The organism is Amycolatopsis rubida, from assembly GCF_900115345.1.
Lineage (GTDB): Bacteria > Actinomycetota > Actinomycetes > Mycobacteriales > Pseudonocardiaceae > Amycolatopsis > Amycolatopsis rubida.
Genome location: NZ_FOWC01000001.1, coordinates 396,050 through 415,574, shown reverse-complemented (window position 1 = coordinate 415,574; position 19,525 = coordinate 396,050). Strand labels below are relative to the sequence as shown.

Sequence of the window (19,525 nt, the reverse complement as noted above, 5' to 3'; positions counted from 1 at the left end):
TACTTGAGCAGATGTCCACCGCGTGCTCGTCTATCGCGGAACGTGTTCAAGCGGGCGCGGAAACTACACGGCTGATCAGGGAGCGGGGCGGGTGGCGCCCGCATAGTCGTCTCCCGGACGGCGGTAGTCGGCGATCTGCACGGTCTGGCCGAAGTCCGGGGCGTTCAGCATTTTCCCGTTTCCTGTGTAGAGTCCTACGTGCCGGATGTGCGTGGGCGGTCCGTAGTAGACGAGGTCGCCGGGCAGGAGCGGCTGTCCGTCGGGCACGTGCGTGCCCGCGCGGTATTGGGCGTCGGCGGTGCGGGGAAGGGAAATTCCGGCTGCGGCGTAGGCGGCTTTGGTCAGGCCCGAGCAGTCGAATCCGTTGTCGCCGTTGCGGGGGCCGTTGCCGCCCCACACGTAGGGCAGTCCCCGTTGGCCGCACGCGTAATTGATCGCGGTCGCAGCGGCGGCGGTGGCGGCCTGGATGTTGTCGCAGCCCCCGGTTCCGGCGGTCGCGGGCTGGCAGCGGACGCCGGACACGGCGGCGACGATCGCGCGTGCCGTGGCTTCGTGGCGGGCGTAGGCGCCGGGGAACCCGGACTGCTGCACTTTCTGCGCGGCGTCGGTGACGCTCATGGCCTGCCAGTTCGGGGTGGCCAGCAAATGCTCGTAGAACTTCGCCGCCGCGTAGCCGGGTGTGGTGACCTGCTGCGGGGTGCCCCATCCCATGGAGGGGCGTTGCTGGAAGAGTCCCTGGCTGTCGCGGTCGCCGTAGTGCAGGTTGCGCAGCTGGGATTCCTGCAGCGCGGCGGCGATCGCGATCACCCAGCCCGGTTCGGGCACGCCCTTCTGCTTGCCGACCGCGACGATGGTCGCGGCGTTGCCCGTCTGCTCGGCGGTCAGGCCCGCCACGGATCCGGCAGGCGCGCCGCTGAGCGTGCAGGTCGGCGAACCGGACGTGTCGCTGCTGCTGCCGAACAGGGAGCTGACGATGCTGGCGACTCCGGCACCGATGAGCAGCGGAACGGCGAGGACCAGAGCGGCGACGCCCGCGACGAGTTTGATTCCCATGACCGGACCGCGTTCCTTTCGTGTTGACGGTGTCGGAGCTGGCGGGGCGAGAAACCCCAGTGACAGGGGCAGGAAAGAAGAGCGCTGTTTTTTGTCTCAGCGCTCGCTGCGGGCGACTCGGTTCGGTGTGGCCCGCGGCGGGACGGGGTTCGGCGGGGGCAGCCGGTACGGCGAGGCCGCTGCGGCGTCGCCGCTCTCGCCGTCGTCGGGGTCGGCGGGCGGGGCCAGGCCGGGCCAGGCTCCGGGGAGGTCGGCGAGGCTGTAGCGCGGGCCGGCGCGGTCGGCGCGCGCCGAGGTCAGCGGCAGCCAGACCGTCTCGGCCGGGCTCGGGTGCGGCGCGGCCGGGTCGAGCAGGTCGGCCGCCGCGGTGGCCACCGGGACCGTGCGCGGGTCGTCGAGGCCGGAGTGGATGCGGGCCAAAGCGGTACGGGCTCCGGCTTCGCGCCGTGCGGTCGGCAGCCACACCAGCAGCGGGGTGGCGATCCCGGTCGATTCGGCCAGCCGCGCGTACCCGATCAGTTTGCGCCCGACTTTGGCGAGGGATTCCGTGCCCGTGTCGAATTCGAGGAACCATTCGGTCTCGTGCGCGGCGCCGCGGCTGCGGGTGGCCCAGCGGCCGTAGCCGTCGGGGATGACGAGGTCGCCGAAGTGGCGGGCGCAGCGGGATTCCGACCACCAGGCCGTCAGCGCTTCCGGTTCGCCGGCCGGGGCGCGGCGGGCGCGGGCGATGAGCGAGGTGAAGAAGTCGTTGACGCCCGCGGTGTGGGCGAGGCGCTGGTTGTGGGCGATGCCCATGGCGCGGTCGTGCCGGTAGCCGAGGTCCTTGACCTCCAGGCCGTGCTCGGCGGCGAGCACGGCGGCTCCGGCGGGCCCGAGGACGTAGTGCATCGGGGCCGAGCCCAGCTGCCGGAACGGCTGGAACCTGCTGACAACCCTCCACAGGTAGAGTTCGCGCAGCCGCTGGCGGGCCGCACGGCCGGAGGGGAAGGCGGCGTCCTGGATCTGCGCCGTGGTCAGCACACGGTGCTCGTGCAGCAGGGCCAGCAGCCACTTGTCGCGGGCGGTGAGCCGGGCGGCGAGCAGGGCCTGGTGCTCGACCGAACCGGCGGCGCGGGGAGTGCGGCGGCCGGCCAGATGGTCGCGCAGGCTGTGCTGGCGGGTGGTGGTCGTGATCACGAACGCTCCTCGGGCAGTATTGGTTTTGTCCGCAGGTGCTTGGCATCTGCGTGTCGCGCGAGCGTGGATGCGGGTGCGGTCCGAACGCGTTGTGGGGCCCGGATAGGGCCGCGGTGCGTTAGGCGAATGCCGTGCGTGTGCGAAAAGTCGGTGACCCCGAGCCGTATCCGTGGCCGTCGACGTTTGGCCGGTTGAGCCGAAGACGGGGGCCCACTTCCCCTTGGGGGATCAGGAATCAGCTCAAGTCGCGGGGCAACGGTCGTTCTTCAGTTGTCAACAGGCTGTGGGCAAGTGCTGTGGACAGAGTCGGCTTTCTGTGCCGGGCGGGTCGTCGCGGATGCGGCTGTTTCGTTGCGGTGCGGCGGAATTCAGTGTTGTGCGGCGGTCAGGGGCGGGTGCGGCGCGGGTCGGTCTTGGGCGGCCGGGCAGGCGGCACCCGCCGCTCTGCGGTCGCGGGTCGCGTCGTGGAGGCGGCAGGCGTTCCGCTGCCAGCCGTCGCGGTGCCCTCGCCTGCCGCCGCGCGGCGGCGGGCGCGCAGCGCGGCGCGGATGTCGCGGGCGCGTCCGGGGATCGGGTCGGGCAGGGGAGAGGTGGTCATGGTGAAGGGCTGGGTTTCCTGGCCGTTCACGATCAGGCGGGTGGCGGTGTGGTAGGCGTCGAGGTGGGAGAGGTCGTGTTCGGACAGCCCGGGTGCGGTGTGGCGGGCGAGTTCGCGGGCGTCCTCGGGGGAGGCGGCGTAGATGGTTTTGTTGCGGGCGTTGGTGGAGAGGCCTTCTTTGAGTTCCCGGGTCAGCTGGCCGAGGTGCTGGTGGGCGAGGACGAATCCGTTCCGGAACGCGCGGGACTCGGCGAGCATGTCCTCGATGGGGTAGGGCAGGTTGAGGAAGTTGTGGCATTCGTCGATGACGGTGTGCGCGTCGGCGCGCCGGCGCTGCGGGATGCGGGCGCGGGCGGTGGTGGCCTGCCAGGTGCGGGCCACGACCAGGGAGCCGACCAGCCGCGTGGTTTCTTCGCCGAGGGAGCCTTTGGGGATGCGGACCAGGCAGATGCCGCCTTCGTCGAGGACCTGTGACATGTCCACTGTGGACCTGCCGCCGGCGATGGCTTCTTTCACGAAGGGCCGCAGCAGGAACGCGCGGAGTTTGTTCATCAGGGGCGAGATGACCTGGGAGCGGGATGAGTCGGTGAGCGCGTCGTACCACTCCCAGAACCCGTGCAGCACGGGATCTGCGAGCCCGGCGGTGATGCGGGAGCGGAACGCGTCGCTGGTCAGCAGTTTCGGAAGGTCGGCCAGGGTCGGCACGTTTTCCTGGGCGCGCAGGGTCAGGCAGGCGGCGCGCATGAGGTCGTCGGTGCGCGGTCCCCAGAACGCGGAGTAGACGCGGCGGAAGACGGAGACGAGGTTGTCGACGTCGCGGTCGGTTTCCCCGCCCTCCAACGGGTTCAGCACCGGGGGACGGTGGCGGGAGTCGGCGTCGAAGAGCACGACGCGGTCGGCGGCCTCGCGGGGGAGCCGGTTGAGGACGTCGGTGACGAGGTCGCCTTTCGGGTCGATCAGGACGACGCCGCGGCCGTGGTCGGCGTCGTCGAGGATGATGTTGCCCAGCAAGGTCGACTTCCCGGAGCCGGTCGCGCCGATGAGGTGCAGGTGGTAGCGCAGGTCGGCGACGCGCAGCCCGACCGGGCGGGCGGTGCCGGTGTCGGCGTGTCCCAGCGGGATCACGCCCGGCCCGGGGACGGCGATGCCGGGCGGCGGCGCGACGGCTTTGGCTCCGGCGCGTTCGACGCCGGGGATCTCGGCGTCGGTGGGCAGGTGCGCGAGCGCGGCGAGTTCGGGGACCGAGAGCAGGTCGCCGCGGCCGAGGCGGCGCTCGGCGAGCGCGCGGGCCGGATGGCGCAGGCGGGTGCGGGTGTAGTGGTTGTGGTCGGTGTAGGCGGCGAACGCGGAGGCGAGCGCGTGCGCGCGGCCGCGCGCGGTGTCGCGGGCCTGGCGTGCCAGCGTTTCGGCCGCGTCGGCGGGGAGGTCGGCGGTCACGGCGTAGCGGATGACGGTCTCGTACTGGGAGCCGCGCTGTTTGCCCACGATGGCCTTGTTCTGGGCGGAATATTCCAGCGACAGCTGCGGGTCCTCGCTGATCCGGCGCGAGTCCGAGGTCCGGCCGGGGCGGGTGGCGTTCGCGCTCGGCGTGATCGCGTCGAGGATCCGGCCGCCGAGGTGCCTCGGGGAACCCTGGTGCACCCGGCGGGCCGCGCGGCGGGCCCTCGCGACGCGGCGTCCGGTGACCGGGCGGGCGAGGATCTGCACGCAGGCGCGCTCGTCGCGGCCGAGCCCGACGGGCGCGCCCAGCAGGGCGCGGATCGGGTCGGCGTCGAAGCTCGTGCGGATCGGCAGCGCTTCGGGGCGGGCCAGGCGGAGTTGCCCGCCGACGGTGATCCGCCGGCGTCCGGTCTCCAGCGCGGGGAACGGGGAAGCGGCGGCGCTGGTGCGGGTGTGCGAGCCGGGCCAGGCGGCCTCGACTGCCCGTTCCACCAAGGACGGCGGGATGACGCCGGGGACCCAGAACTGCACGGTCACGCCGTGCTCGCCGAACACGTACTCCAGCGCCAGATGCGGCTGGCCCGTCCACATCCGCCGCCAGGCGGGGCGGAGCAATCCGACGAGGTTGGACCAGACCGCGGCGCCGCCGGCGGGATCGACGGTGGGCGGGGCGAGCACGGTGATCCGGCGAGCACCGGCCTGCAGCGTGGCTTGGCGGCGAGCGCGCAGCCAGCGGCGCGCCACGACGATGCCTGCCGCCGTCACGGCCAGGACCGGGACGACGACCGGCCCCCACGCCAGCGCCCACTCGCGCAGGGCGGCGAGCAGGGCGGCGGTGGCGCCGCCCGGGTCGCGCAGGTAGTCACCGACCCAGTTCTGCATCACCGGCGATGCCGCAGCGCGCGCAGCCATAGCGGAACTCCCTTCCGGGAAACGTCGTGCGAGAGAGGGAAAAGTCGAGAGCGGTGCCAGGCCCGTTCACACGGGGTCGAGGTCGACCTGCCCGGCGTCGAACCCGTCACCTTCGAGTTCCACGTCGGCGCCCAAGGCGGCGGTGTCAGCTGGCCCGAGGTCGATGTAGGCGTCGGCGAGGCCGCAGTCGGTGGCGTCCGGGTCCTCGCCGGCGAACCGGGCGAGTTCGGCTGGGTCAGTGGTGACGAGGAAGTTCTCCGTCGGCGAGGCCAGCGACTGGAACGCCACCCGCTGGGTGCCTGAGGACAGCAGACCCTGGCCACGGTCGGCCGAGAGCAGGAACTGGCGTTCCCCGGCGGAGAGGTCGAAGGTGTCGGCGATCTGGTCGATGGCCTGCGGCGCCTGGCGCAGCAGCACCTGGGTGGCGGCGTTGGACACGATGGCTTTGCCCAGCTCGCTGCCGAGCACGTCCTCGGCGTCCTGGGTGGCGACGGTGAGCCCGGCCCAGTGTTTGCGGGCGGCCTTTGCCATGCGGTACAGGAACTTCGCGCCTTCGGGCTGCTGCATCAGCAGCCACGCCTCGTCGACCACCACCAGCCGGGGCCGCCGGCAGGCCGGGTTCGAGACCTGGCGCCAGACCGCGTCTAGCACCAGCAAGGTGCCGATGGCGCGCAACTCGTCGGGCAGGTCCCGCAGGGAGAACACGACGAGATGCCCGTCCGGGGCGGCGGTGGTGGGTCCGTCGAAGAGATCGGCGAACGACCCGTCGACGAACGGATGCAACCGGGCGGCCAGATCGGCCGCTGCGGCGTCACCCTCGTCGCCGGCGGAGGCGAGCACGTCGCGCAGGCCGCGCAGCAGCGGCGCCGGGCGCGTCCAGGTCCGGGCGTCGTCGGTGATCCCCGCGCGGTGGTAGGCGGCGGTGATCGCGGTGTCGAGCACGGCGCGCTCGGCGGCGGTGACCTCCGTGCCAAACAGCACCGACAGGACGGTGTGCAGGAACAAGGCGCGCCGCTTGAGCGCGTCCCGCGGAGCGGTGCGCCGCCCGCGTGCGTCGGTGTGCACGGGCAGGTCGAACGGGTTCAAACGCACCCCGCCCGCGCCGAGGTGCACGTAGGTGCCGCCGACCTGGGAAGCCAGACGGGCGTACTCGCTCTCGGGGTCGACGACGAACGCCTGCACCCCGTCGCCGGCCCACCCGCCCTCGTCGTCGTGTTCGTCGCCGAGCCTGCGGTAGAGGCTGCGCAGGGTCTCGAGCTTCACGAAGTACGACTTGCCCGAGCCGCTGCGGCCGAGGACGACGGAGTTGTAGTTGTCGCAGGCGAACCGGTCCCAGTGCACCAGTCCCGAGCTGCCGACGTTGTAGCCGTACAGCACGCCGGACGGTGCCGAGGCGGTCGGGTCGGTCGGCGGCAGGTCCGGCGAGGTGAACGGATACGCGGCCGACACCGCTGCAGTGTCGAAGGTCCTCTTCAGACCCAGCGGGTCGAGGCCCAGGGGCAGGGTGGACACCCAGCCCTGCAGCGCCCGGTAGGTGGCGGGTTTCGCGTCGAGCAGCAGCGACGCGCACAGCGACCGCAACGCCGAGACTTCCTCGGCAAGGGCGTCCTCGTCCGGGGCGTGCACGGTCAGGTACAGGCCGAACTTGAAGAGTTTCCCGTCGCCGCGGGCGATGCGCTGCGAGAGGTCGGCGGCGTCGGCGGCGGCGGCGTCGAGGTCCGGGTCGTCGAGCCGGTCGTGCCGGGAGTTGTGGCGGCGGGACGATTCCAGTTTCGCGCGTTGCTTGCGCAGGCCGATGGCGGCCGTGGCCGGGTCGACGGGCTGGACGTGGACCGAGACGTCCAGCCGCGCGGGGTAGGTCAGCAGCGGCGCGAGCCACCCGGGGTGGACCTCCTGCGGATAGCCGGTGACCCCGAACGAGGCGACGAACTCGTTGCCGACCTCCAGATGCCGGGCGGACACCGACAGCGCGTCCGGGGTAAACGCCCCCGCCGACCCGGACCGGGCCGCAGCGGTGTGGTTTCTAGTGCGTGGCATGGGGTCTACCTGCTTTCGCTCTCGTCGTCGTAGTCCCAGTCCTCGTCCTCGGACAGCCACGGCCCCGATGCTTGCGACCGCCTGGACCGGGACGGCTCGGGGCGTGCGGGCACGGGTCCGCGAATCGGGCGCGTCGCCGGTGCGCGGCCCAAGGACGACGGCGCGGCGGCCGTCTGTGCCGGCCGGGCAGGGAGGGATTCCGTCCCGAGGTCGGTGTCGTCGTGGCCGTAGAGGTCGGTGAAGGTGGCGGTGGAAGTGACGACCTCGTCGGCTCCGGCCAGCGCCGCCGAGGGAGGCAGGAAGGTGTCGGGGTTGCACGCCGCGGCCAGCACCCCGGTCGCGGCGGCGGCATCGAGCGGGGTGGCCACGATCCCGGAGGGAGTGAGCAGGTCGACGGCCTCGCCGAGGCGGCGCACCAGCCTCTGTTCGGCCGCCTGCCGCGCCCCGTCGTCCGCCGGTCGCGCGTCGTCGCTGCGGTGGCGTCGCCACGGCAGCACGCCCGCTGCGGCGGGGGCGGGCCCGGTGCGCAGCGGCTCGCGCAGCACGAGCAGCACCTGCCGGCGCAGCAGGTCCGCGTGCGCGGTGAGCTCGGCGAGGTAGTCCGCGTGGTCGCGGGCGGCGGCCTCCAAGGCGGGGTGGGGGAGGCCGCCGGCACGGGCTCGCAGTTCGGCGATCTGCGGTGCGAGGTCGAGGCGTTCGGCTCGCACCAGGATCTGCACCGGCGCGGTCAGGCTGTGCAGGTAGCGCGCGAAGCTGGCGACGAGCGCCTCCTGTTCCCCGGGCGTGCGCAGGGAGAAGTTCACCGTGGAGCAGACCGCGATCACCGCGAGCCCGTCGGTGCCGAGGTCGACGACCCCGGCCTGCGCGCCGGTGTCGGCCACGCCGCTGGCCGGGAGTTCCAGCGGTGCCGGGGACACCGGTTCGGCGGCGGCTCTGCCCCGGCCCCGGGCGCGGGTTTCGGGTTGCTGGGCGGTGAGCCAGGCAGGGGCGGCGCGCACGCCTTCGGGCGCGGCGACCCGATGGCGCGGGGACAGGTGCTGGCGCACGGCGGCGAGGGCGAGCTTGTCCAGCGGGAGCCCGTCACGCTGCCCGAGCGCCAGCACGGCGACCGCGACCCCGGCCGGGACGGCGACGACGAGAAACACCGGCAGCGGCAGGAACGCGCGGGTCGCGGAGTACAGGCTCCAGAGCCCGAGTGCGGCGGTGCCGAGGATCGCGAGCTGGCGGGCGGTCAGGGGCCCGAGCACCCGGTCCGGGCGGTCGACGTCGGCGGGCACGCGCACGGGAGACGTCATGGCGAACGGCCTCACTTCTTCTTCGGGGCCCGGCGGGCGGGCAGGTCCAGGGGCAGCGGCAGTTGCGTTCCGGCCCGCCGCTTCGGCGACGGCGAAGCATCTGTGCCGGTGGCCGCCGGCGGTGGCGTTGGTTTGGGCTGGCGGCGGACGCCGAGCGGCAGCGGGTACTGGCCCGAGGCCAGCGGCCGGTTGCCGGTGTAGGCGTCGCGCGCGGGGCGGCGCGGTGCGCGGGCGGCGCGGTTGATCCGCCCGGACGGGGTGATCAGCCCGGGCCCGGTCTGCGGCGGCCCGGGCGGCGCCGGGTCGGCGAGGTCGTCGGCCAGCGTCCGCCGGGGCGTGCGCGGCGGGGCGGGGCGCAGGTGGATCGGCAGCATCCCGGCGCCCGGCGCGAGCAGCGCGCGGGGCAGCTGCGCGGGCGGGCGGGCGTTGCGGTTGATCCGCCCGTCGGCGGTGAGCAGCCCGGGCTGCGCCGCCGGCGGGGTTCGGGCGGGGCGGTCGGCGAGGTCGTCGGCCAGGGACCGGCGGCCGGTGCGGTCCGGGTCGCGCCGGGTGGTGATCGGCAACCCGAGCTGATCGCGCGGCAACGCGCCGGGCAGGTCGTCGGGCGGCAGCGCGCGCGGGTTAACCGCCATGGTCTGCTCGTCGCCGGAGCCGCTCGCGGTGAACAGCGACAGCTGGCCGGGACCGGGCCGCCGGTCCGTGCGCGCGGTGCCGGGGAGGCCGCCCAGGCGCGGGGACCTGCGCGGCGCGGGCCGGGTGCGGCGCACGCGCATCGGCAGCATGTACTGGCCCGAGCGGGTGGACGGCGGGTCCGCCGCAGCATCCCCGCCTCCGCCTCCGCCTCCGCCGCCGTTGTCCCGGTGCGCGCGAGGGCGGCCGCTCTTGCCGCGCGAGCCGGCGCCGCGCAGCAAGCCCATGGCCTTGTAGGCGATCGCGCCGCGCACCAGCGAGCCGAGCATCGACCGGCCGCCGCCGTGCATCGGCCGCAGGCACCAGAACGGGATCATGATCAGCACCCACATCAGCGCGAGGCACATCAGCACGTTGACCACCCCGCTGCCGGCCTGGCCGAGCACGGTGGCGAGGCCGTTCGGGGTGAAGACGGTGCGCAGCGCGGCGACCAGGACCATCGACTGGCCGACCTGGATGCCCAGCACTCCGGCGAACGCTTTCCACCACCGCTGCGCGATGCCGTCGGTCTGCGGCAGGGCATGGCACATCAGGGCGATCGGTGCGGCGCCGATCAGCAGGACCGTCGCCAGCACCCGCACGACAAACGTGACGAGCAGGATGACGACCATCACCACCAGCGCCAGGCCGATGAGGATGACCCAGAAGCTGCCGCCGAGGGATTTCAGCAGCATGTCGGTGAGGGTTTTGGCCGCGGCCTGCGGACTGACCCCCTCGCCCATCACCGCCTGGGCGAGGGCATTGGCGAATTCGATCCCTTTGGTGGCGGCGAACAGCGACAGCGTCCCGGCGAGGAACCCGGCCGCGACCCGGGGCGCGATTTCCTTGGCGGTGTAGCGGTTCTGCAGGGTCCCGTAGCCCATGAGGAGCAGCCCGGCGACCGTCACGAGGATCGCGTAGACCGCGAGCATGATCTGCCAGGACCCGGTCCACAGCTGCCCGAGGCCGGGCAGGGAGCCGGGGTCCGGGGTGGTCAGCAGGGTCTTGCCGAGCAGGTCCAGCAGCGGGTTCAGGGCGTCGGTGACGACGCCGCGGAAGAAGCTCTCGATGCCTTCGGTGACGCAGGCGACCGGGTCGGTGATGCCGCACTTGTCGGCCTGCTCGCCGGAGCCGGTGCCCGGGGCGGGAGCGGTGCCCGGGCCGCCGGGGCCGGACGGGACCGGCTGGGGGATGCAGTTCGGTCCCGTGCACGACGGCGGCGCTGTGGTCGGCGGAGTCGTGCTGCCGAGACCTCCGCATTCGGGCATCAGCGCGCCCGGGAAACACGACGGCGGCGGCGTGGGCGGCGGCACGAGCGTGGCGGACGGCAGCCCCGTGGGCGCCGGGGCCGGGGCGGTGGGCAGCGTGCACGCCGGATCGGGTGCTCCGGGGCCGCATGCGGGCTGCGGCGGCAGCGGCAGCGGCGGTTGCGCGAGACCCGGTGCCGCCGCAGCGGGAGTGTGCGGGGTGCCGTGCGCGGCCGAGGCGCTCAGCGCGAGCCCGGCGAGCACCGCCAGCAGTGGGGCCAGCACCGCGAGCACGCGGACCCACGGCCGCATGCGGGACGGCCAGCCGTGGCGACGGTACCGGGTGCGAGCTGACGGCCCGGGGGCCAGCAGTTGAGTGTCGCGTCCGGATCCGGTGTTCGCACTGTTGTGGACCGGGCCGGTGTCGGTGGTTCGGGTGGTGCGCTCGTCCGGTGTCGCAGGTCGGTGGGCCGGGCCGTGCGGGCGGATCAGACGGGTGCGGCGAGGAGTGGTCATCGCTCACACCCCGCCCACGATGCCCTTGAGGATCTCGACCACGAGCGGGGCGAGCGCGGCGAGCCCGAAGCCGACGCAGCCGGCCTTGAACGCGCCCTTGGCTTTCTCGACTTCGCTGGGATCGCCGGAGAAGAGCAGGTAGCGCAGGCCCGCGATGGTGAACAGGATGAGCGCGACGCCGGCGAGGATCCCCATGATCCAGTTGCGGATGTTTGTGAAAACGTCGTTGATGGTCTGGGCGAGCGCGACGATCTGGACGGTCTCGGCTCGTGCGGCCGAAGACGTCAGCAGCATCCCGGCGGCGGCCAGCCCCCCGAGGAGCGGGACGACGCGGTGGCGGCGCGCTGTCCGTTCCGGTACGGGCGCGGCGGCGCTGGCAGGGGGACCCGCGCAGCGGCTCCCGCCGTCGCGCGGGGCTGTGGTCGAGGACCGGCGAAGCGCCCGGCTCGGTCGTGCCCGGGGAACTGGGGACCCGGGGCGGTGGGCCGCCGCGCGGATCGGCGGGCGACGACGGTGCCGGTGGCGGCGGAGTGGTGTCAGTCGCATGGGCGGGCCTCCCGGCGGGTATGCGCGGCCGGACCGGGGCGGGTGCGGCGGGCACAGGAACGGCGGTCTGCGGGCAAGCGGGTCCCGCGCTCACTAACTCCGGATTTCGGGCCGTTCGGGGACACAGGAGCGCGCAGTTTCTTTGCCGATGCGACGTGCGCCCTGGTCACGTTGCGTAGCCGGGTGCGGTGCGTGGGCCTGGGCTTCGCGACCGGCGGCGGTGCGCTGTCGCCCGGATGGGCGCCGTGCTCCGGCGTGGTGTCGGTGGGCCCGTCGGTCGCGCTGTCGGTCAGGTGAGCGGCCAGCCGTGCCTCGGCCCGGTTGCGGGCGTGTTTCGCGGTGTCGTAGGACTGGCCGCGGGCGTGCGCGGCTTCGGCCAGCGCGACGTCGCCGACGCGTGTCGCGGAGATGAGCTCCGCCTCGCTGTCGGTGATGACGCCCGCCTCGACCGCCGCGGCCAGGACAAGATCCCGGTGTCCGCTGGGCCGCGGCGGAGGCGCGGAGCGGGACGCGAGATTCTCGTGCGGGACCGGGCGCTCCAGCGTCTCGCGCAGGGCCTGCTCGCCCCCGCGGTACGCGGTCCACCGCAGCCGCACCAGCACCGCCCGTCGAGCCAGATCGACGTCGCGCAATCCCTCCAGGAACCTGGTCAGGATCGCGGCGTGGATGTCGTCGCGGTCTGCGGCGTTCAGGCCACGAGTGAGCGTGCGCGCGGCGGGCAGCAGCACCGGCAGCGCCAGGCCGGTGCACGCCACCGTCCACTTCCCGCCCTCGGCACGGGACCGGGCGACCAGATGCCGCCACGCGGCGTCCCGCGTGTCCTGTTTGCACGACGGCGACAACAGCACCGTGCCCAGCTCGTCCAAGGCCAGCAGCCGGGGCGGCAAGCCTGCGATGTCCCGGCCGTCGACCGAGAGTGGTGCCGGCCCGGTCACCAGCCACCCGAAGCTGGCCCAGGCCGCGTCGAAGACGTTCGCGTCCTCGGCAAAAACCGGCTTGGAACGAGCGAAGAAAACGGGTTCTTTCGTTTCTGTCTCGGACAACGACAAATCCATGGAAACTCCCCGGGGAAAATCGGTATCGGCGAGCCACCAGGAAGCCGTTCGTGCCGCCTCAAAAGCGCCTCAAGACCGCCTCTCGGGCGCGGCAAAAGCGCCTCGAAAGCGCCTCATGCTCTTAGTGTGCGTACGGGCGAGTCGCCTCGCTGAACTGCTGAAAGCAACCTCTCATCGTCGGTTGAGGCGCTCAAAAGAAGCACTTGAGCAGCTAGAACACTCGACGCCACGCTCGCGGTTACCGGGCAGTGCCTCGGATGTGCTGCGTGCCGGGGAGGTGTTGAGGAGCCTGTCGTCAGAAGTCTCGAAAAATTCTGGCCGATGCGGGTTTTTCCCGACGTGAGTTCGCTGCGTTTTCTGAGCTTCAGAAGGGGTATCGCCTCGGCTGCTTGTCTCTCCGGCGGCCCATGGCGAGAAATTGCGGAATTTTTGGACACCGCGTGTCCCGAGCGGCCCTGTTTTCCGGAGTTAGGGGATGACAGCAAGCAAGACCCCGGGCCCCACACGGTCCGGTGTCGTTCCCATCCTGGAGGGCCTCACATGACCCAGCGCTCGCAGTCCCCGGACGGTCGCCCCGGCCGCCGGTCAGACTCGGCTCGTCCGCCGCGCTCCCGGCGCGGGGGCGACCGCGTTCCCTATCCCGGAGCCCGCACGCGCGCCACCGGGGCGGGTGCTCGACCGACCCGTGCGGCCTCCCGTCCCGAGGGCGCGCCGGCACCGTCGCGCCGGCGTGCGACGACCGCGCCGACCGCGCCGACTCCGGCGACGGTATGGACGTGCGGAGACGAACCGGTCGACGGCCACGCGGCGTGGCCGGTACCGATCGTGGAGACCGTCACGGCGGCGTTCACCGCCCCCGGCGCACACGTCGTCCTCGTCGACATCGGCACGGCCGCGCGCACCGGTGCCGACGGCGCCGCACCGGCCGGCGGCGCGTCGGCGGTGGCGGTGGCGCGCGAGGCGGTGCGCGCCCTCGACCGCACCGCCGAGACGCTCGTTCTCGACCCGCGCGCGCACGTGCCGGGCGCGCAGTCGCGGCCGTTCTGGGCAGACCTCGTCACCGACTCCGCCGATCCGTCCGCGGCCCTTGCCGGACCGCCGTCGCTCCCGGGGCGCACCGGTGCTCTCGACAGTGCGGACGGGCTCGAATCGGAGCGCGGCGCGCGGGCGGATCTGGTGCTCGTGTCGTTGCCTGCCCGTGCCGCCGGGACGGTGTCGCTGGACCGGCTCGCGCTGCTGGCGGCAGACCTGCTGCGCCACGGCGGCATCTTCGCGGTGTATACGCACAGCGACTGGACGCGGGGGCGGTTGGCCGACCCGACTGGCGCGATCGTGGCCGCAGCCCAGCACGCCGATCTGCTCTACCTGCAGCACATCGTCGCCCTGCACGCCCCCGTCGAGAAGGGGCGTCTGCACGCCGCGCCGACCGCGACCGCGGCCGCCGAGTACGACCGCGCCCGGCACCGCGCGACGGTGCGCGGACTGCCCGCGCCGCACCTGCGCGCGCACGGCGATGTCCTCGCCTTCGCACGACCCGCCGACCCTGCCGCGCCGCCACCCGACACCGGCCCGGAGACCACCGCGCCCAGCGCTGGAGGCCACCGGTGACGCCGCGCTGGCCGCGCTCGCCTAAGCCCCTGCCGGTCGTTCCCGCATCCGCGAAAGGCATCACGCTCATGTCCCACCAGCACCCCTCGGCCCCGAGCACCACCGTCGTGAACGGCTCCCCCTCCCACTGCGGCGGCGACCCGACCGTGCCGATCTCGCGCGCGTTCATTGATGCCCTCGACACCGTCGGCAGTGCCCGTCCGGCGCGGCCGGGCGCCCCGGTCGGGAACGATCCGACCGACCCGACCACCACGACAGGCATTGACGACGCGGGCGAGTTGCCGTTGTCGGTGTGGGCGACCGCGCAGACCTCGCCGTCCGCGCAGCGCAAGGGCCGCTACGTGCCCGAGTCGACCGCGCACCCGGCGAAGATGCTCCCGGCCGTGGCCGCGCACGCCATCCGCGCCTACACCCGTCCCGGGGAACTGGTGCTCGACCCGATGGCCGGATCCGGCACGACCCTGGTGGAGGCGATCGACGCCGGGCGCCGCGCGGTCGGCGTGGAGTACGAACCGCACTGGGTCGCGATCGCCCGCGCGAACCTGGAGCTGGCCCGTGCACGCGGGCGCGACCACGACGCGCAGGTCGTGCGCGGCGACGCGCGGCATCTGCCGTTCCTGCTGCCGCAGCAGCACCGGGGACAGGTCGCGCTGGTGGTCACCTCGCCGCCCTACGGGCCGTCCACGCACGGGCAGGTCGTCACCGCCGCCTCGGACTCGCCGGACGGGAAGGTGCACAAGTACCACCACCGCTACGGCTCCGCGCTGGACCGGGGCAATCTGGCCAACGTCGGCCATCACCGGCTGCTGGCCGGGTTCACCCGCATCCTGACCGGGTGCGCGGCCGTGCTGCGCCCGGGCGGGCACGTCGCGATCACCGTACGGCCCTGGCGAGAGCACGCGGAACTGATCGACCTGCCCTCGCAGATCGTCGCCTGCGGCCAGGCCGCCGGGCTGGTGCCCGTCGAGCGCTGCGTGGCGCTGCTGGCCCGCGTCGCCGAGAACGACCTCGTCGCCCGCGGCTCGTTCTTCCAACGCGACTTCATCCGCAAACAGCGCGAGCAGGGCCTGCCGCTGCATCTGATCGCGCACGAAGACGTCATCATCCTGGTCAAGCCTCTCGTGCCCCGCAGCACCTCGGTCCCGGCGTCGCCGCGCGGCGGCCACATCGCTTCGCGCAGCGGGGTCGAAGGCAGCGGGCGGTGGCAGGCATGAGCACGCTCGTGCACTGCCGGGACTGCGGCCGGGACGCTCGTTTTCGGCGTCCCGCCGCAGTCCGGCGCACCGTCGCCCACCACCGCTGCCCACCGCCGAACGCTGCCTCGGATCGGCGGGTTCCTGTGCCCGAGACCCGCCATGCCTGAACGCCACGCAAAGGGCACCGAACCGCTGCGGTTCGTCGCGACCGACGGCCCGGTCATCGGATCGCTGTGCACCGGTCTGGCCGGACTCGACCTCGGCGTTGCGGCCGTGCTCGGCGGCCGGATCGCCTGGTACTCCGACATCGACCCGCACGCCGCCGCCGTCCTCGCCGCACGGCTGCCGGACGTGGCGAACCTCGGCGATCTGCGCGCGGTCGACTTCGCCTCCGTCGAGCCGGTCGAGGTGCTCACCGCCGGGTTTCCGTGTCAGGACATTTCCGCCGCCGGTCGGCGTGCGGGTATCGAGAAAGGCGCTCGCAGTGGACTGTGGAGCAGCATCCTGGACGCCATTCGCGTACTACGACCGAAGCTCGTCGTCGTGGAGAACGTCGCCGCCCTCCGCTGGCGCAACGGCGGCCTCGACCGTGTACTCGCAGGGCTGGCCGACGCGGGGTATGACGCGGTCTGGCGTTGCGTACGAGCCGCCGACGTCGGCGCCGCCCACCGACGCGAACGCGTGTTCCTGTGTGCCGTCCCCCAGCCGGGACGGGATGAGGATGATGCCGACCCCGCAGGCGCGCGACGGCGAGCCACGCGGTCCGGCGGATCCGGCGCGCCGCCGCGCGGGCGGGCATCAGGTGAACCTCAACGACGCGGTCGACTCGGTAGTCCGGCCGGCGCAGTTGTTGCCGACGCCGACGGCGGCGGACTCCCGGTCGGCAGCGATCCAGACCGTGCTCAACCCGGGCCGTCAGATCCCTGCCGGGTGCGTGACGCTGACCGACTCGATACGGCTGCTGCCGACTCCGACGGCCTCGGACGCCAAGAACTGCACCCATGCCACCCACGACGGCGGACCGTCTCTTCCCGACCGCGCCCGCGCACTCAGCCCTCCGACGCTACCGACGGACGGAACGTGCTGCGCGGCAACGCAAATTCTGGGGAGGGGGGTTCGTAGCTGCCTTCCCCCGGGTGCGTGGGGCCCTTCTGCCGACAACGACCGCGCACGACGGTTCTTTCAACCGAATCCCCGCCGCGCCACGACAAGGAGGCCCGTCCCTCTTGAACACTCCACGACTGCTGCCGACCCCGCGGGCGACCGACGGCACAAAAGGCTGCCCCGCACAGCGCGGCTCGAAGGGCGATCTGATGCTGCCCTCAGTCGTCATCGCAGTCACCAGGCCGAAGCTGGAAACCCGCGTGCGGAAGGAGGCGGATGACCGTGGCAACCGCCCGCGCACCGCGCGCCCACCGCGCCGCGCGCGGTGAACCCGGGCCGGTGGCCTGGGGCGAGTACGCCGCCGCCGTGCACCGTTGGGAACTCATCACCGGGCGGGGCGCGCCCTACCCGACGCAACCCGGTCGGCATGGCCGCCCGGTTCTCGCGCCGCCGTTCGTCGAATGGCTCATGGGCCTGCCCCCGGGCTGGGTCACCGCCGAGTTCCTCGACCTGCCCCGCACCGCGCAACTGCGTGCCCTGGGCAACGGAGTCATGCCCCAGCAAGCGGCGCACGCACTCCGCCTCCTGCTGGACGACCTGACCCACCTGCACCGTCCGCCCTGCCACCCCTCGGCCAGCGCGACACGGGACACCACGACCCGCGCGAGCCGCCCGGCCGCAGCGCGCGGCGGCTCGACGCGCCCGTCCGGTGCCGTCCGGGCCTCGACCGCCGCGCGCGCTCGCCGCAGCGGTACCCGCTCGCGCCGCTGAACCTGTGGCGCTCCGGGGCGAGGACACCGCCGAGCCCGCCCCGGAGCGCCACGCTCCGCCCGCCGCCCACTTTCCGCAGGCCCGACTTTTGGAAGGGGCTCTTCGCCATGCCCATACACCGCAGGACACAGTGCCCCGCGATCCGTCTGCGCCGCTGGATCCGTACCGCCCGCCACCGCCTCCGGCTGCGATACCGGCGGCCACCGAACCGGCCACACGCCGGCCACACGCCTTCCGGTGTTCAGCCTGCGCAGCATCCGGTGACGCGGCGGTCGGCCGAGGCGATCGCGGTCCTGGTCCGAGCGGGCTGGAATGTTCACCACCCGCCGTACGGCTACATCACGATGACCGTGGCTGGAGCGCAGAGCCGACGTGGTACTCCCCGCACCCGCCTGACACCGGACCCGCGCCGTGCCCCCGTGGTGCAGGACGTCTTCTACTGGCGCGCGATCACCGGCCTGTCCGTCGACGACATCACCGCGCGGCTCGACGCCGATCACGGTCGCTACCCACCGCCCGGGACACACCTCTCCTGGCCACCTGCGGCAGTCGCCGCGATCTTGACCAACATCAAGTACACGGGCTACCAGGCGACTGCCACCCGGGACGAGAACGGTGCGTTCCGTCCCGTCGAGCAGTGGGTGCTCTCCGACCAGCCCGCGCATCGCGCCCTGGTCACCTCCGCGCTGTTCTGGGCCGCGCAAGATCCCGCAACCAGCGTGCGGCGCATCCCGCACCGGCTTCTCGCCCCCGTCCACGGATTTGCCGCCCAGTGCGACGGGAAGGAGGTGCGGTGATGATGGCATCGCGTCCACCGTCCGCAGCGCGCGCCGCCACGTCGCGCCCGCCGACACAATCGTCAGCGCGCTGCCGTCCGTCCACGACGCCGGCGGCCCACCGATCGGGCACGCCGCGTCGCGAGAGCTACCCCGGCCAGCCACGTGGCCGCTATCTGAGCCTCGGCGCCGGGGTGCAGAGCCTGTCCGTGTTTCTGCTCGCGTGCGAGGGCCGGATACCGCGTTTCGACGCCGCCTTGTTCGCCGACACCGGCTGGGAACCCAAGCAGGTCTACGCCCAGCTGGACACCGCGCGCCGCATCGGTGCGCGAGCCGGGATACCGGTGCTGACGGTGTCCAACGGCAACATCCGCCGCGACGCCCTGAACCCCAAAGCGCGCTTCGTGACAATGCCGTTGTTCGTCAAAAACCCCGACGGCTCAAGAGGAATGGCGCGTCGTCAATGTACCGGTGACTATAAATCCGGCCCCTAAAGAAAGCGGTCCGGGAGATCCTCGGCTACCCGCACCCGTTGCGCGTGCCGCGCGGCGTGTTCGTCGACCAGGCCATCGGTATCTCCACCGATGAATTCCACCGTGCCAAGGACTCCGACGTCAACTACGCCCGCAACATCTTCCCTCTGCTGGACCTCGGGATGTCGCGTTCGGACTGCCCGGCCTACCTGTGCGAGCGGGGCCTGGGTGACACGGTGAAAAGTTCGTGCCTGGGATGTCCGTACTTGGGCAACTCCCGGCTCCGGTTCATCCGTGACACCGATCCGGACGCGTGGGCGGACCTGATCGACAAGGCGATCCGCAACGGCAGCCCCCGCACCAACGCCGAGGGAAAACCGTTGCGCGGCCAGTTCTTCATCCACCGCTCCCTGCTGCCGCTGGACGAAGTCGACCTCGACGCCACCCGCGGCCGAACCTGGCGCCGAGGAAGACGATCCCGACGGCTGCTCCCCGTTCTCCTGCCGCAGCGGTCCTGCGGCCACGGTGCCGGTTCCGTAACGGCCCGACAGCCGCGTCCCGGGCTTGCCGTGCCGGGGCCGGACAGCGCCGCTGAGCGCCGTTCCGGTGTTCCACGCCCAACGCCGCCGGGTGCCCGTTCCGTGTCGGTCAGCGCTCGCGCACGAGAACCCCTGCTCTACCAACGAACTCTGACATCGCCTCGCCACGAGGAGGTTGCTGTGCACGATCTCGACCGAATCCACTCCGTCGCACCTGATTCGACAACCACGGCCGCGTCGTCACCGGCGTGGTCGCGCGAACGGCTCGGGGACCTCGGAGTGACTACCGACCTGATGACCGCCGCCCGCATGCTCGGCATCGGCCGCACCACGGCCTACAAACTCGCCCGCGCCGGAACCTTCCCGGTGCCGGCGGTCCGCGTCGGCCGCAGCTACCGCATCCCTGTCGCGCGGATGGTCGAGCTTCTCGGGCTGGACAAAGAGCCTCGTGCCTGATCCTTCCTCTCTGCGCGCACCGGAGCGTCCATGGTCCCTGTCCGAGCGCGACACCCAC

At 72.8% G+C, this 19,525-nt stretch carries 15 protein-coding genes; 7 read left to right on the top strand and 8 right to left on the bottom strand.

Annotated features, from left to right (window positions below; genetic code table 11):
- Positions 1-75: 75 nt before the first annotated feature.
- From BM362_RS02080 to BM362_RS02045, 8 genes are all read right to left on the bottom strand, one after another.
- A complete protein-coding gene (locus BM362_RS02080; protein WP_093572015.1) occupies positions 76-1,053 on the bottom strand; it encodes a C40 family peptidase in 978 nt (325 codons plus the stop codon).
- Between the two features lie 96 nt (positions 1,054-1,149).
- Positions 1,150-2,229, bottom strand: coding sequence for a replication-relaxation family protein (locus BM362_RS02075; protein ID WP_093572014.1), 1,080 nt, complete (start codon positions 2,227-2,229; stop codon positions 1,150-1,152).
- A gap of 385 nt (positions 2,230-2,614) precedes the next feature.
- Positions 2,615-5,179 (bottom strand): type IV secretory system conjugative DNA transfer family protein, encoded by a 2,565-nt coding sequence (locus BM362_RS02070; RefSeq protein WP_093572013.1) that lies wholly within the window; start codon positions 5,177-5,179, stop codon positions 2,615-2,617.
- A 66-nt stretch (positions 5,180-5,245) separates the two neighbouring features.
- A complete protein-coding gene (locus BM362_RS02065) occupies positions 5,246-7,216 on the bottom strand; it encodes a VirB4 family type IV secretion system protein (protein ID WP_093572012.1) in 1,971 nt (656 codons plus the stop codon).
- 5 nt (positions 7,217-7,221) lie between these two features.
- Entirely contained in the window at positions 7,222-8,511 is a 1,290-nt protein-coding gene (locus BM362_RS02060; protein ID WP_093572701.1) for a PrgI family protein, read from the bottom strand.
- Between the two features lie 11 nt (positions 8,512-8,522).
- The gene (locus BM362_RS02055; RefSeq protein ID WP_244287014.1) at positions 8,523-10,943 is read right to left on the bottom strand and encodes a TrbL/VirB6 family protein; all 2,421 of its coding nucleotides are present in this window, start codon (positions 10,941-10,943) and stop codon (positions 8,523-8,525) included.
- Positions 10,944-10,946: 3 nt separating this feature from the next.
- Entirely contained in the window at positions 10,947-11,237 is a 291-nt protein-coding gene (locus tag BM362_RS02050; protein WP_093572011.1) for a pilin, read from the bottom strand.
- A gap of 242 nt (positions 11,238-11,479) precedes the next feature.
- The gene (locus tag BM362_RS02045) at positions 11,480-12,532 is read right to left on the bottom strand and encodes a sigma-70 family RNA polymerase sigma factor (protein ID WP_244287013.1); all 1,053 of its coding nucleotides are present in this window, start codon (positions 12,530-12,532) and stop codon (positions 11,480-11,482) included.
- An 837-nt stretch (positions 12,533-13,369) separates the two neighbouring features.
- Here BM362_RS02045 and BM362_RS02035 point away from each other — a divergent pair.
- The 7 genes from BM362_RS02035 to BM362_RS48640 all read left to right on the top strand — a co-directional run bounded on the left by BM362_RS02035 (position 13,370) and on the right by BM362_RS48640 (position 19,467).
- Positions 13,370-14,152, top strand: a complete 783-nt coding sequence (locus BM362_RS02035; RefSeq protein WP_093572008.1) for a hypothetical protein — start codon at positions 13,370-13,372, stop codon at positions 14,150-14,152.
- Positions 14,153-14,220: 68 nt separating this feature from the next.
- Positions 14,221-15,366, top strand: coding sequence for a TRM11 family SAM-dependent methyltransferase (locus BM362_RS02030; protein WP_208865087.1), 1,146 nt, complete (start codon positions 14,221-14,223; stop codon positions 15,364-15,366).
- 141 nt (positions 15,367-15,507) lie between these two features.
- Positions 15,508-16,470: a DNA cytosine methyltransferase gene (locus tag BM362_RS02025; RefSeq protein ID WP_093572007.1), complete on the top strand. Its 963-nt coding sequence runs from the start codon at positions 15,508-15,510 to the stop codon at positions 16,468-16,470.
- A 258-nt stretch (positions 16,471-16,728) separates the two neighbouring features.
- Positions 16,729-17,223 carry a hypothetical protein gene (locus BM362_RS02020; RefSeq protein WP_093572006.1) on the top strand — a complete coding sequence of 165 codons (495 nt, stop codon included), beginning with the start codon at positions 16,729-16,731 and terminating at the stop codon, positions 17,221-17,223.
- Between the two features lie 260 nt (positions 17,224-17,483).
- Complete coding sequence (locus BM362_RS02015; RefSeq protein WP_167545181.1) at positions 17,484-18,020, top strand: recombinase family protein; 537 nt, start codon at positions 17,484-17,486, stop codon at positions 18,018-18,020.
- Positions 18,017-18,493, top strand: a complete 477-nt coding sequence (locus tag BM362_RS48645; protein ID WP_244287012.1) for a hypothetical protein — start codon at positions 18,017-18,019, stop codon at positions 18,491-18,493. The genes BM362_RS02015 and BM362_RS48645 overlap by 4 nt, the downstream gene beginning before the upstream one ends.
- Before the next feature lie 44 nt (positions 18,494-18,537).
- Positions 18,538-19,467 (top strand): helix-turn-helix domain-containing protein, encoded by a 930-nt coding sequence (locus BM362_RS48640; protein WP_244287073.1) that lies wholly within the window; start codon positions 18,538-18,540, stop codon positions 19,465-19,467.
- The last annotated feature ends 58 nt before the right edge of the window (positions 19,468-19,525 follow it).